We start from the raw sequence: 12437 nt of genomic DNA, 5'->3' as shown, positions 1-12437 counted from the left end.
CGCCGTCGTCCGCGCGATCCCGCCCGAATCGCACCGGCACCACCCGCACCTCGTCGAAGTTGTACGTGCCCGCCACATACTCCGCCACAGCATCGCTCGGAGCCAGCAGCAGCCGGTGCCCCCCGCCGAACTCCACCATCACGTCCGCGAACCGCCCGAACGGCGACCGCTCCCACATCCCCACGACGACCCGGGCACCCGCCCCCGTGCCGAACCCCGCGATCCGCCCCTCGAACCGCTCCGTGCTCTTCTCCTGCACCGCTCCCGACATCCCACAAGTCTACGAAGCGCCACATGACAAATGCTCGTCTTCGATAGACTCGCCTCATGACACGACGATTCCCCCTGCGATCCACCCGAGACTTCCGCGAAGACGATGACGCGTCGGTGACCGCTGCGAAAGATGCTGCACTCGAGCGGATCGGTTCAGGCTCGACGATGGAAGATGAGGAGTTTCTCGAGCACGGCAGACGTCACATGCTGAAGCTCACGGCAGACGACGAATGGTGATCGAGGGGGGAGGGGGTACCCGGCGGGAGTCAGCAGGGCGGCGCAACGCGCTCGACGGCTACAGGTACGCGGCTGGTGATCTGTCGCTGACTGCAGTCGATGGCACGCGGGCGACCTACGACAGCACGTCCTTCGAGGCGAAGCGGCCGTAGGCCAGGGCACCGAAGACCACCACGTAGCCGAGCTGCAGCAGGGCGTTGCTGCCGAACGACGACCACTCGATCGGCTGACGCAACAGGTCGGCGAACGAGAGCCAGTAGTGGCTGAACAGCCAGGGGTGCAGCCACGAGAGCTGGTCGAGCGAGTCGAGCACCTGGGCGACGATCGAGATCACCACGGTCGCCGCCATCGCCCCGACCGGAACATCGGTCAGCGTCGAGATGAACAGCCCGATCGCGCTCAGGCCGAGCAGCGACACCGTCACGTAGCCCGCGATGAGCAGGGCGCGCAGCAGCGAGTCGCCCACCCCGATCGTGTCGCCCGAGAGCAGCGTCACCGGCCCGACACGGAAGAGCGCCGCCCCGATCAGCACCCCTGCGACCACGACCACCAGGGTGGCCGCGAGGCAGAACGCGACGGCAGCGACGAACTTCACCACGAGCAGGCGCACCCGGCCGACCGGCGAGACCAGCAGGTAGCGCAGCGTGCCGAGGCTCGCCTCGCCCGCGATGGTGTCGCCCGCGACGACGCCCACGGTCAGCGGCAGAAAGAGCGGGATGCAGATCGTCAGCGCCACCAGCGCCACGAACAGCCCGTTCTCGCTGATCTGGCCGATGAACGCCGGGCCCCGCCCCGACGATCCCGCCGACGAGACCCGCACGGCCACAGCCACCAGCACCGGAATCAGCGCCAGCGCCAGCAGCATCACCACCGTGCGCTTGCGCCGGAACAGCACCGACAGTTCCGACGCCATCAGCGCCCACCCCGCCGAGGGTCGCCCGGCCCCGGCCCCGGCTCCGCGCGCTGGCGTCAGCGGCACCGGCACCGGCGCGTTCGTCTGGCGGCCCGCGGATGCCGCGGCGGCACCCTCCGCGTCACTGCGCGACATCGAAACCCTCCCCGGTCAGTGCGACGAAGAGGTCTTCGAGCGTCGCCCGTTCCACAGCGAAGCCGCGCACCCGCACCCCGGAGGCGACCAGCGCCGCCACAATGGCGTCGGGCGCCAGCATGCCCTCGTCGGGCAACGGCGCCGACACTGTCTCGCCGTCGGCAACGTGCCGCACGGCATCCCGCGCGCCCGCACCAGCCTCAGCGGCAGCGCCAGCGCCCGCATCCCCACCCGCACCAGCACCAGCACCCGCCCCCGGCGGCAGGAAACGGTCGATCGCGGCGTTCGAACCGCCCGCACCCGGCTCCGGATGCCCCGGCTCGAGCCCGAGCGACGCGAACACCTGCCGAGCAGCGGCCGCATCGGGCGTCAGCAGCCGCACCCTCGCCTGGCCGGCCTGCCGCAGCTCGTCGAGCCCGCCCTGGGCGACGAGCGAGCCCGCCCGCATCACCGCGGCGTGCGTGCACATCTGCTCGATCTCGGCGAGCAGGTGACTCGAGACGAACACCGTCGTGCCCTCGTCGGTGAGCGACCGCACGAGGTTCCGTACCTCGCGGGTGCCCTGCGGGTCGAGTCCGTTCGTGGGTTCGTCGAGCACGATCAGCTCGCGCGGTGTCAGAAGTGCGTTGGCGATTCCGAGTCGCTGCTTCATACCGAGCGAGTACGCGTGCACCTTCTTGCCCGCCGCGTGAGTGAGCCCGACCCGTTCGAGCGCCTCCGAGACCCGCCTGCGCCTCGTCGCGCCGGAGGCGAACCGGTCGGCGCTGTCGAGTCGCATCAGGTTGGCTGTGCCGGAGAGGAAGGGGTAGAACCCCGGCCCCTCGATGAGAGCGCCCACCCGCGGCAGAACCCCGGCAGCACGTTCGGGCATCTTCTGCCCGAGCAGAGAGATCTCGCCGCTGGTGGCCGTGGCGAGCCCCAGCAGCATGCGGATGCTGGTCGTCTTGCCCGACCCGTTCGGGCCGAGGAAGCCGAACACCGACCCCCGCGGAACGGCGAGGTCGATGCCGTTCACCACGGTCTGCTTGCCGAAGACCTTCGTCAGGCCGTCGGTGCGGATCGCGAGGGCGGTGTCGCTCACTCCGAGGGCGCTGGAGCGACGGGTGTCGCTGCGGCCGACGCCGTAGCAGCGGCCTCGAGCGACCCGGCCGGCACCGCGCCCGCGAAGACCCGGCCGTCATCGGTCACGAAAACGTTCAGCAGGGAGGTCGAGAGCACACGGCCGCCGTCGACGGCCGTCGTCAGCTGCGAGAGCAGCGGCGACGACGTGAGCGCTGCCGAGTCGGAGCCCGCGGGCAGTTCCACGATCGAGCTCCAGCCGCTGCCGGTGACGACGGGGCGGTGGGCCGCGTCGCTGCCGGTCGAGTCGCTGCCGGTGGCGTCGCCGGCTCCGGATGCCGCGGCGGCGCCGGAGGCGTGTGCAGCCCTGGCGGCGGCTGCCCGGTCGGCGGCTGCCGCGACATCCACCGACTTCTCCGTGACAGCGGTGCCCTCGGGGGGTGTGAAGGAGAAGAGGTCGGAGGAGGGCTTCGCCAGCGTCAGCTGCGAGAAGCTCGTCGTGAAGGCGGGGTCGCCCGCGCCCTTGGCCGTGACTTCGACCCGCAGCGGCAGTCCCGTCTCGGAGTCCACCGCGATCGACACAGCGCCGACGAGTGTGTCGGTGGCCTGCGGGGTGAGCACGAGATCGTAGGCCGAACGCCCGGCGACGGTCACGTCACCGCCCACCGACACATCGGTCGACGGGTCGAGCGCGGAGAGCAACTTCGAGGCGACTTGCTCGGGTGTGGCGGTCTCGCCGGGAGCGGTGGGCAGGGCGTCCGGAGCCGAAGACCCCGTGCCCGTCGCGGTCGCGTGCAGCGCGGTCTGCTTCTGGGAGTCGTAGAGCCAGAGCGAGTCGCCCTGCCGGATCACGTCGCGCTCGGCGAGCTGGTCGAGCACCTGCAGCCGCAGGTTGTCGGGGCCGTCGACGAAGACCCGAGCGGTGTGCGTGCCGGTCAGCAGCTCGAGCGCAGAGGAGGCGGCGTCGGAGGCCGCATCACCGGAGCCCCCGGCACCCGAACCCGACGAGCCCGAACCCGAAGAACCCGAACCCACGCCGCCCGGCAGCGAGGGCAGCCCCAGGTCGGAGGTCTGCTCGACCGTGCCGGAGAACGCGGTGACCGAGCTGTTCGCGGCGAGCGCCACGACCTCCTGCGGCGTCTTCGAGGGGAGGCCAGGGTCGGCGTTCGCCGCCAACGGAACAGCGGCCGCCACACCGGCGACCACGACGCCGGCTACGGCAGCCGGGATCCAACGCTTGAACACCTGAGCCATCTGAACTCACTCCTCGATCGATTCGAGAGGCACGCTACACCCGATTTCGGCGAGTTGGCTGGGTCTTCGAGGCCCTTGACGGCGAGCCTCGGGCGCGCTCGATTCACGGGCGTGCTTCCGACTGTCGTAGGCTCGAAGCGGCCAGTTGGCGGCCGCGCACAACGCAGCCGCCCCCGGCGCGGCCGATCCACCCGCGCCCACCCCGAGTTCACCCGCTCCGAATTCACCAGCCCCGATCGCGCCAGCACCGACGCCCCCCGCGCCAGAGGAAGCAACACATGACGTACCTGCCCGAGCACGTGACCGACGCCGACACCTCGAGCGACTCCGTCTCCGCCGAGATCGCCCGCTCCTGGTTGCTCGTCAACGCGACCAAGACCGAGACCTTCGACGCGGCGGCCGCCTCGCGCGCCGACCAGGTGATCCTCGACATCGAAGACGCCGTCGACCCGGCCGCCAAGCCCGCAGCGCGCGCCGACGTGGCCGAGTGGCTCGCCAACGGGGGCAGCGCCTGGGTGCGCATCAACGACCGCACGACCGACTTCTGGTCGGGCGATGTGGATGCTCTGAAGGGCATCCCCGGGCTCCGCGGCGTCATGCTGGCCAAGGCCGAGTCGGGTGCCCACGTGACAGAGACGTTCGACCGTCTCGGTGGCAGCACGCCCGTTATCGCGCTGATCGAGTCGGCCCTCGGAATCGAGGAGGCGCGGTCGATCGCCGAGGCCCGCGGAGCGTTCCGGCTCGCCTTCGGCAGCGGAGACTACCGCCGCGACACCGGCACCGGCGCCGACGACCTCGCCATGGCCTACCCGCGGTCGCGCCTCGTCGTGGCGAGCCGCATCGGCAAGCTGCCCGGTCCGATCGACGGCCCGACCGTCGGGTCGAGCCACCCGGTACTCCGCGAGCAGTCGGCGCTCGCCGTCACGCTCGGCCTCACCGGCAAGCTCTGCCTCGACGTCGAGCAACTGCCGGTGATCAACGAGGTCATCAGCCCGACGCGCTCTGACGCGACCTGGGCGCGCGACTTCCTCGCCGACTTCGAGTCGCGGGGCCGCGTGATCCGCGACGGCAGCGACCTGCCACGTCTCGGCCGCGCGCAGAAGATCGACAAGCTCGCCCGCGCGTTCGGCATCCGTCCGCTCTAGCGGCGCCTGCGTCGGCGCGCGCTCGGTGGGAATGAAAGCCTGCCCGCCAGCGCTTTACACGGTATGCAGGTTCAGCTCTGGTCGTCGTCGTTCTGCGGGGCGTGCGCGTCGACGCGCGCGGTTCTTGAGCGGGCTCACCAGCTGGTTCCGGATGCCGCGCTGACCGAGTTCAACGTCGCGCTGTCGCCGGCCGCCGCCGACACCGCCGGAATCGTCGCCACGCCGACGGTGATCATCAGTGCTGACGACGGCACGGAGGTGTTCCGTGCCGCAGGCGTGCCCACCCTGCCCCAGGTGCTGCACGCGTTAGCCCAGGCCCTCTGAGGGCTGCCCGCCGACCCGGTCTGGCGCGGGCTGAGGCCAGTGCGCGCGGAGGCCAGTGCGCGCTGTGGCTAGCGCGCGTAGGTCACGAAGCGGTACCGGATGCCCGTCTTCGACTCCAGCCAGGGCGTCTCGCCGACGCGTGACCACGAAGCGTCGATGCGGGGTGCGACGGTGTCGCCCTTCACTCCGAGGTCGAGCTCGGTCACCTCGAGGCGGGTGGCCGCGGGCGACGTGATGGTCGCCCCGTAGAGCTCTCCGCCGCCGATGACCCAGAGCCGGGCATCCAAAGCCGTGAAGGGCGCCAGCGCGGAGCCCAGGTCGTGCATCGCCTCCGCTCCCTCGGCCGACCACTCGCGGTCGCGCGTCAGCACCAGGTTGCGGCGCCCCGGCAGCGGGCGGAACCGCTCGGGCAGCGACTCCCAGGTGCGCCGCCCCATCAGAACCGCGTCGCCGGTGGTGAGCTCGCGGAAGTGCGCCAGGTCTTCAGGCAGGTGCCAGGGCATGGTGCCGTCGTACCCGATCACGCCGCCGCGCGCCTCGGCCCAGACCAGCGCGATACTCACGTGCGCATCCTGCTCATGACGCGGCCACCGGGCATCCCGCTCACACCGCCACCGGCGCCTTGATGGCCGGGTGGTGCTGGTAACCGACGACGGCGAGATCCTCGTAGCGATAGTCGAAGATGCTCGGCGGGGTGCGCAGCAGCTCGAGCCGGGGGAGCGGGTACGGCTCGCGCGTGAGCTGCTCGGCCACCTGGTCGCGGTGGTTGTCGTAGATGTGGCAGTCGCCGCCGGTCCAGATGAAGTCGCCGACCTCGAGCCCGGTCTGCGCGGCGACGAGGTGGGTCAGCAGCGCATACGAGGCGATGTTGAAGGGAACGCCGAGAAAGAGGTCGGCGCTCCGCTGGTAGAGCTGGCAGCTGAGCTTGCCGTCGGCGACGTAGAACTGGAAGAACGCATGGCACGGGGCGAGGGCCATCTGCGGTATCTCGGCCACGTTCCACGCCGACACGATCATGCGGCGCGAATCGGGGTCGGTTCTGATGGTGTCGATGACCTGGCTGATCTGGTCGATGTGCTCACCGGTGGGGGAGGGCCAGGAGCGCCACTGCACCCCGTAGACCGGGCCGAGTTCGCCGTCGGCGTCGGCCCACTCGTCCCAGATGGTGACGCCGTTCTCGCGGAGGAACCGCACGTTCGACTCGCCGCGCAGAAACCACAGCAGCTCGTACGCGATCGACTTGAAGTGCACCCGCTTCGTGGTGATGAGCGGAAAACCCTCGCCCAGGTCGAAGCGGAGCTGGGCGCCGAAGACGCTGGTCGTGCCGGTGCCGGTGCGATCCGACTTGGCGACACCGGTCGCGAGCGTGTGCCGGAGCAGGTCTTCGTAGGGAGTGCTGGGCTGAGATGTCACACCCCGAGCGTAATGCTTAGTGGGCAGGCGTAGGCTCGCAGCATGACCTCGCTGAACGACATCCCGATCGCCAAGACCGACGGGTCGGAGACCTCCCTCGCCGACTACGAGGGCAAGGTGAAGCTGATCGTGAACGTGGCCTCGCGCTGCGGGCTCGCGCCGCAGTACGAGAAGCTCGAGCAGCTGCAGAAGACCTACGGCGAGCGGGGCTTCACGGTGCTCGGCTTTCCGAGCAACCAGTTCCTGCAGGAGCTCGGCAGCGCAGAGGCGATCAGCGAGTACTGCTCGACGACCTGGGGAATCACCTTCCCGATCTTCGAGAAGATCAGGGTGAACGGCCGCAGCGCCCACCCCCTCTACTCCGAACTGAAGAAGGCTCCGGATGCCGACGGCAAGGCCGGGCGCGTGACCTGGAACTTCGAGAAGTTCGTCGTCACGCCCGACGGCGGGGTGCACCGCTTCCGCCCGCGAACGGAACCGGATGACCCCGCCATCGTTGCGCTGATCGAGGATTCGCTGCCGGCCTGACCGCTGCCGGGCTGCCGCTGCCGGCCTGAACGCTGCCGGGCATCCTTCGCCCCGCTCGCGGGCTGAGCCGCGGCATCCGCTAGTCGGCGAGGATCAGGTAGAGAGCGCGGCGGGCTTCGTCGAGCTTCTCGGTCGCGGCCGTGCGCTGCTCATCGGTCGCGCCGTGACGGAACTGCTGCACGACGCCGACCAGTTTCGCGACGCTCTCGTGGAAGGCCGCGTCGCTGGCTGAGCGGCCGGGAGTCGCCTCCCACGCCTTCTTGAGGTCGTCGGCGTGCTCGTCGAGGTAGGCGCGGCCCGCGTCGGTGAGCTCGAACTCGGTGCGGCGGCCGTCGCCCTTCGAGGCGATGAGCTCCTCGTCGACGAGCTGCTGCAGGGTCGGGTAGACCGAGCCGGGGCTCGGGCGCCAGGTGCCCCCTGTGCGCTCGGCGATGGCCTTGATCAGGCCGTAGCCGTTCGAGGGACCGTCGGCGAGCAGCGACAGGATGACCGAGCGAACGTCGCCCTTGCCGGCGCGACGCGGGCCGCGCGGGCCGAAGCCGGGGCCGAAGCCGCCGAACCCGCCGGCGCCGCCGGGGCCGAAGCCTGCGCCGGGGCCGAAGCCGTCTCGCCCGCCGAAGCGGCGCCCTTCGAAGGAACGGCCGCCGAACGCGGCGCCCCCCATATCGGGCTGCTCGGAGGAGTGGTGGTGATGAGTGTTGTGGGTGCGCATGATGGCGTCCACCTTTCTGGAAGTGTGTGGTTTCGAGATCTGTGTCTGCGAAGCATCACCGATGTTCGGCGATGTGTTAAAGATATATCGCTGAATATCAAGTTGTCAAGTGTTGTGGCGAAGGTCGGGTGCGCACCGGCATCCGGGTGCGCACCGGCATCCGGTTGCTGCGAAACTGGTACGCATGCAGCTGAGCCCCGCTTCGTCTGAGCAGACCGAGGGCGACCGCGCCCCGCGTTTTCCCCGCCTGCGGGCGCTGCTGCACCAGCGACGCGGGTTCTCCGACACCGAGAAGACCGCGGCGGCCCTGCTTCTCATCGCGACCGTGCTGGCTCTCGTCTGGGCGAACCTGCCGCTCGGCAGTTCGTACGACGACTTCTGGCACTCCACCGTCTCGTTGCAGGTCGGCACGAACACCATCGAGCTCGACTTTCGCTCGCTGGTGAACGAGGGCCTGATGACGCTCTTCTTCTTCGTCGTCGGCCTCGAGGTGAAGCGGGAATTCGCGCTGGGCGAGCTGAGCGTGTGGTCGCGGGCCGTCGTTCCTGTCGCCGCCGCCATCGCCGGGCTCGCCATTCCCGCCGTGATCTTCCTCCTGATCAACCCCACGGGCCCGACCTCGCACGCCTGGGGGGTCGTCATCTCGAGCGACACGGCCTTCCTGCTCGGTGCGCTCGCGATCGTCGGGCCGCGGCTGCCCGGCCACCTCCGCACCTTCCTCCTCGCGCTCGCCGTCGTCGACGACATCGGGGCGCTCGGAGTGATCGCGATCTTCTACACCGATGAGGTGCATTTCGTGCCGCTGGTCATCGCGGCGCTCGCGCTCGCGGTCATCTGGGCGCTGCGCTTCCTGTCGTTCGGGCAGGGCCCGCTCTACGTGGTCTTCTCGGTCGTCGTCTGGGTCGCCCTTCTCGCATCGGGTGTGCAGCCGACGCTCGGCGGCGTCGCGATCGCACTGCTCATCCCCGTCTACACCCCGAGGCGCATGGAGGTGGAGCGCGCCGCCGAACTCAGCCGCGCCTTCCGCCAGTCGCCGAACCCGGCCTATGCGCAGGCGGCCGTTCGCGGCCTGCTCAACTCGGTCTCGGTCAACGATCGCCTGCACACGCTCTACACCCCGTACACGAGCTTCATCATCCTGCCCGTGTTCGCCCTCGCCAACGCCGGGGTGCACCTGAGCGGCGAGACCCTGGCGGCGGCCGTCGTGTCACCGCTCACCTGGGGTGTCGTCGCGGGCCTCGTCATCGGCAAGCTCGTCGGCATCGCGGGCATCACCGCGCTGGTCAAGATGCTCAGGCTCGGCGTTCTCGCTCCCGGTCTGACGCTCGGGCGGGTCGCCGGCGGGGCCGCACTCTCGGGCATCGGCTTCACGATCTCGCTGTTCATCATCGACCTCTCGATCGACGATCCCCGGCTGCAGGACGAGGCGCGCGTCGGTGTTCTCGCCGCCTCGCTGCTCGCGTTCGTGCTGGGGTTCGCGCTCTTCCGCATCGTCGACCGCGTGCAGCCTCCGTCGCGCATGAGCCTCGTGCTGGCGCGCCCGGTCGATCCGAAGCGCGACCACATCAGGGGGCCGGTGGATGCCCCGCTCACCCTGGTCGAGTACGGCGACTTCGAGTGCCCGTTCTGCAGCAGGGCGACAGGATCGATCGACGAGGTGCGGGCGCATTTCGGCGACAGCCTGCAGTACGTCTGGCGGCACCTGCCACTGACCCGCGTGCATCCACACGCCCTCCTCGCCGCGCGCGCGAGCGAAGCGGCTGCGGCCCAAGGCAGGTTCTTCGACATGGCGCCGCTGATGTTCGCGCACCAGGATGCGCTCGAACTCGACGACCTGCTCGGCTACGCGGCGTCACTCGAACTCGACCTCGACCGGTTCGAAGAAGACATGCGCTCGAGCGAGACGGTCAACCGGGTGCGGGATGACGCGATCGACGCCGAGCTGATGGATGTGCACTCGACCCCGACCTTCTTCATCTGCGGCAAGCGGCACACCGGGCCGTACGATGCGGCGACGCTCATCCGGGAGCTGTACGAGTCGGGGCAGGCGGCCTCGTCTTCTGTGTCTGACTTAGGCTAGAAGTACGAGGTTCTGCAGCGACTGCAAGGAGTGCGTGTGAAGAAGATGACCGGCATGCAGGTGCGCCAGGCGATCGTCAACGGTTCGGCTGCCGAGATCGCGAACATCGTGCTCCCGTCGGATTTCGTCGATCTCGACTGGGAGAACCTCGACTACCTCGGCTGGCGGGACTCGCACTCGCCGCACCTCGGCTACATCCTGCGCTGGAACGGCGACGAGGCCGTCGGCATCATCGTGCGCGAGGCCGACGGCCCGCTCTCCCGCCGCCGCATGATGATGTGCCAGCTCTGCCGCGCCACGCACACCGAGCACGGAGTGTCGCTGTTCAGCGCGAAGCGCACCGGCCAGGCCGGCCTGAACGGCAACACGGTCGGCACCTACATCTGCGCCAACCTCGGCTGTTCCTCGAACATCCGCGTCGAGGTGCCGCACGCCTCCTACTACGCCGACCCCTCGCGCGTGCTCGCGCAGAAGGTCGAGGGCCTCGAGACCCGCGTCGCCGGCTTCATCGGCGACGTGATGCGCCCCCTCGACTGAGCGCTGCGCGCCGCCAGCCTTGGCGTAGCGCGCCACCCTCGAACGCTGCGTTACCGAGGATGGGCGGCCCGATGCGCCGGATGGCGGCACTTCGCGGCCCTGATCCTCGGTTGCGTACCGGCGGCTGGACCGCATGCTGTGCCGCGTCCGGAGGTGTTCGGCTGCAGGGGCCGCCTCGCGGCATCCTCTTAGCCAGCGCGACGGTCCCGCGGCGCTGCGTAAGCGAGGAGGAGCTGGGTGGTGCTCCGTAAAGCGGCCCATCGCGGCCGTCATCCTCGGTTGCGATGGGGGTGGTGCCCGCGCGTCGGGCGGCGGCAACGCTGGCAGGGGCGGCGGCGCTGACGGGGGCAGGGCCGACAGCGCGGCGGCGGCGGCGCGGGGTCAGAGGCCGGCGGTGCCGAAGAGCAGGCCGAGGAGGTAGGTGACGGCGGCCGCGCCGTAGCCGATGGCGAGCTGGCGGAGCGCCCGCTTCAGGGGCGGGCCGCCCGACAGGATTCCGACGACCGCGCCGGTTCCGAGCAGCGCGACGCCGACCAGCACCGCAGCCACGATGAGCGCGGGCAGCCCCTGCAGCCCGAACAGGTAGGGGAGCACCGGGATGACCGCCCCCGACGCGAAGAAGCAGAAGCTCGAGACGGCAGCGCTCAGCCCGGTGCCGACCGCCTCGTGCTCGTCGACCTCCTCGTGTGCGGCGGGGTCCGCTGTCGCGGCGTCGGACGCGGCATCCAGCCCGCCCGTCGCGCCCAGCCCGCCCGTCGTGCCCAGCCCGCTCGACTCACCTTCTGCGCTCGCCGCGCGCCGCGCACCCCGCCGGGCCTTCGCGCTCGACCGGGCCGCGGCATCCTGGGCCGAAGACGGGAGGTCGATCGCTCCCGTCATCACGGCGTGCCCCCGCAGCACGTCGCGGGCGTGCGCCTCGGCCTCGTCTTCGGACATGCCCCGCGCGCGGTACACGAGCGCGAGTTCGTTCGCGTCGACGTCGAGGTACGGTACGGCCCGGGTGGCCTCGGGGTTCGGAGTCGAGGCCTCGAGCAGCTCACGCTGCGACCGCACCGACACGTACTCGCCGGCGCCCATCGACAGCGCCCCGGCGAGCAGCCCGGCGAGCCCGGTAACGAGCACGACCGCGTTCGGCACGCCGCTCGCGGAGATGCCGATCACCAGGGCGAGGTTCGAGACGAGGCCGTCGTTCGCTCCGAAGACCGCCGCGCGGAAGGTGCCCGAGAGCCGGTTGCGCCCGCGCGCCGCGAGTCCCCGCACCACCTCGGCATGCACCTGCTCGTCGGCGGCCATCGCGGCTGTGGCGTCGGAGTCGCGCGCATAGGGCGAGCGCGTCTCGGCCCGCTGCGCAAGCGCGAGCACGAACACCGAGCCGAATCGCCGGGCGAGAAAACCGAGGATGCGCGTACGCAGGTCCCCGCGCCGGGTACTGCCGATGTTGTCGCCGAGCAGGTCGCGCCAGTGCGCCTCGTGGCGCACCTCGGCGTCGGCGAGGGCGAGCAGGATGGCGCGTTCCTCACCCGTGCGGCGCTCGGCGAGGTCGCGGTAGACGGCGGCTTCGGCGCGCTCGTCGGCGAGGTACTGCCGCCAGCGCCGCAGGTCGGCGGGGCGCGGGAGGGTGGTGGTGGCGGATGCCGCGTCGCCGGGGCGCGTCGCGTCGCCGGGGCGCGTTGCGTCGCGGGCGGAGGAAGCGTCGCGGGCGGCGGAAGCGTCGCGGGCGGAGGAAGCGTCGCGGGCGGCGGAAGCGTCGCCGGTGGCAGACGTCGCGCCGGACGGCGTGGGCTCGGGTGCGCTCATACCTCCATTATCCCGGCCCTCAGCCCCCGG

At 70.7% G+C, this 12437-nt stretch carries 13 protein-coding genes and 1 pseudogene; 6 read left to right on the top strand and 8 right to left on the bottom strand.

Annotation, left to right across the window (positions count from 1 at the left end; all coding sequences use genetic code 11):
• A pseudogene (locus C5B96_RS04425) lies at positions 1-271 on the bottom strand (hypothetical protein); the annotation flags it as partial.
• Positions 272-327: 56 nt separating this feature from the next.
• Here C5B96_RS04425 and C5B96_RS04420 point away from each other — a divergent pair.
• Positions 328-510 (top strand): hypothetical protein, encoded by a 183-nt coding sequence (locus C5B96_RS04420; protein ID WP_104243338.1) that lies wholly within the window; start codon positions 328-330, stop codon positions 508-510.
• 115 nt (positions 511-625) lie between these two features.
• Here the strand turns inward: C5B96_RS04420 and C5B96_RS04415 are convergent, their stop codons facing one another.
• Genes C5B96_RS04415 through C5B96_RS04405 form a run of 3 tightly spaced genes read right to left on the bottom strand, consistent with a single transcriptional unit; the run spans position 626 to position 3871 of the window.
• On the bottom strand, positions 626-1558 hold the full coding sequence (locus C5B96_RS04415; RefSeq protein WP_369826431.1) for an ABC transporter permease: 933 nt from the start codon (positions 1556-1558) through the stop codon (positions 626-628).
• The gene (locus C5B96_RS04410; RefSeq protein ID WP_104243336.1) at positions 1545-2639 is read right to left on the bottom strand and encodes an ABC transporter ATP-binding protein; all 1095 of its coding nucleotides are present in this window, start codon (positions 2637-2639) and stop codon (positions 1545-1547) included. Before C5B96_RS04410 ends, C5B96_RS04415 begins: the two co-directional genes overlap by 14 nt.
• Positions 2636-3871 carry a DUF2092 domain-containing protein gene (locus tag C5B96_RS04405; RefSeq protein WP_104243334.1) on the bottom strand — a complete coding sequence of 412 codons (1236 nt, stop codon included), beginning with the start codon at positions 3869-3871 and terminating at the stop codon, positions 2636-2638. The genes C5B96_RS04410 and C5B96_RS04405 overlap by 4 nt, the downstream gene beginning before the upstream one ends.
• A 278-nt stretch (positions 3872-4149) precedes the next feature.
• Here C5B96_RS04405 and C5B96_RS04400 point away from each other — a divergent pair, with 278 nt between their 5' ends.
• Together C5B96_RS04400 and C5B96_RS04395 are read left to right on the top strand one after the other, a co-directional pair.
• Complete coding sequence (locus tag C5B96_RS04400; protein WP_199176548.1) at positions 4150-5016, top strand: CoA ester lyase; 867 nt, start codon at positions 4150-4152, stop codon at positions 5014-5016.
• A 63-nt stretch (positions 5017-5079) separates the two neighbouring features.
• Positions 5080-5340, top strand: a complete 261-nt coding sequence (locus tag C5B96_RS04395; RefSeq protein ID WP_104243332.1) for a thioredoxin family protein — start codon at positions 5080-5082, stop codon at positions 5338-5340.
• A 68-nt stretch (positions 5341-5408) separates the two neighbouring features.
• On the opposite strand, the gene C5B96_RS04390 is transcribed toward C5B96_RS04395, so the two are convergent.
• Both C5B96_RS04390 and C5B96_RS04385 read right to left on the bottom strand, forming a co-directional pair.
• Positions 5409-5903 (bottom strand): dihydrofolate reductase, encoded by a 495-nt coding sequence (locus C5B96_RS04390; RefSeq protein WP_104243330.1) that lies wholly within the window; start codon positions 5901-5903, stop codon positions 5409-5411.
• 40 nt (positions 5904-5943) lie between these two features.
• Positions 5944-6753 (bottom strand): thymidylate synthase, encoded by an 810-nt coding sequence (locus C5B96_RS04385; protein ID WP_104243328.1) that lies wholly within the window; start codon positions 6751-6753, stop codon positions 5944-5946.
• A gap of 42 nt (positions 6754-6795) precedes the next feature.
• Here C5B96_RS04385 and C5B96_RS04380 point away from each other — a divergent pair, with 42 nt between their 5' ends.
• Positions 6796-7281 (top strand): glutathione peroxidase, encoded by a 486-nt coding sequence (locus tag C5B96_RS04380; protein ID WP_104243326.1) that lies wholly within the window; start codon positions 6796-6798, stop codon positions 7279-7281.
• 79 nt (positions 7282-7360) lie between these two features.
• On the opposite strand, the gene C5B96_RS04375 is transcribed toward C5B96_RS04380, so the two are convergent.
• Complete coding sequence (locus tag C5B96_RS04375) at positions 7361-7993, bottom strand: PadR family transcriptional regulator (protein ID WP_369826429.1); 633 nt, start codon at positions 7991-7993, stop codon at positions 7361-7363.
• A 184-nt stretch (positions 7994-8177) separates the two neighbouring features.
• On the opposite strand from C5B96_RS04375, the gene nhaA reads away from it, so the two are divergent.
• Positions 8178-10073: a Na+/H+ antiporter NhaA gene (gene nhaA, locus C5B96_RS04370; protein WP_104243324.1), complete on the top strand. Its 1896-nt coding sequence runs from the start codon at positions 8178-8180 to the stop codon at positions 10071-10073.
• 45 nt (positions 10074-10118) lie between these two features.
• On the top strand, positions 10119-10610 hold the full coding sequence (locus C5B96_RS04365) for an FBP domain-containing protein (RefSeq protein WP_233188994.1): 492 nt from the start codon (positions 10119-10121) through the stop codon (positions 10608-10610).
• Between the two features lie 381 nt (positions 10611-10991).
• On the opposite strand, the gene C5B96_RS04360 is transcribed toward C5B96_RS04365, so the two are convergent.
• The gene (locus C5B96_RS04360) at positions 10992-12407 is read right to left on the bottom strand and encodes a VIT1/CCC1 family protein (RefSeq protein ID WP_233188993.1); all 1416 of its coding nucleotides are present in this window, start codon (positions 12405-12407) and stop codon (positions 10992-10994) included.
• Positions 12408-12437 lie beyond the last annotated feature (30 nt).

Source organism: Subtercola sp. Z020, assembly GCF_002931235.1.
Taxonomy (GTDB): domain Bacteria; phylum Actinomycetota; class Actinomycetes; order Actinomycetales; family Microbacteriaceae; genus Subtercola.
The sequence above is the reverse complement of the archived record's forward strand: the minus strand, read 5'-3'. Positions and strand labels throughout refer to the sequence as shown.

Excerpts from the sequence above, each read along its gene's own strand:
- C5B96_RS04405 (WP_104243334.1), bottom strand. The coding sequence starts at position 3,871 with ATGGCTCAGGTGTTCAAGCGTTGGATCCCGGCTGCCGTAGCCGGCGTC.
- C5B96_RS04395 (WP_104243332.1), top strand. The coding sequence starts at position 5,080 with ATGCAGGTTCAGCTCTGGTCGTCGTCGTTCTGCGGGGCGTGCGCGTCG.
- C5B96_RS04375 (WP_369826429.1), bottom strand. The coding sequence starts at position 7,993 with ATGCGCACCCACAACACTCATCACCACCACTCCTCCGAGCAGCCCGAT.
- C5B96_RS04360 (WP_233188993.1), bottom strand. The coding sequence starts at position 12,407 with ATGAGCGCACCCGAGCCCACGCCGTCCGGCGCGACGTCTGCCACCGGC.
- C5B96_RS04415 (WP_369826431.1), bottom strand. The coding sequence starts at position 1,558 with ATGTCGCGCAGTGACGCGGAGGGTGCCGCCGCGGCATCCGCGGGCCGC.
- C5B96_RS04420 (WP_104243338.1), top strand. The coding sequence starts at position 328 with ATGACACGACGATTCCCCCTGCGATCCACCCGAGACTTCCGCGAAGAC.
- nhaA (WP_104243324.1), top strand. The coding sequence starts at position 8,178 with ATGCAGCTGAGCCCCGCTTCGTCTGAGCAGACCGAGGGCGACCGCGCC.
- C5B96_RS04400 (WP_199176548.1), top strand. The coding sequence starts at position 4,150 with ATGACGTACCTGCCCGAGCACGTGACCGACGCCGACACCTCGAGCGAC.
- C5B96_RS04365 (WP_233188994.1), top strand. The coding sequence starts at position 10,119 with ATGACCGGCATGCAGGTGCGCCAGGCGATCGTCAACGGTTCGGCTGCC.
- C5B96_RS04380 (WP_104243326.1), top strand. The coding sequence starts at position 6,796 with ATGACCTCGCTGAACGACATCCCGATCGCCAAGACCGACGGGTCGGAG.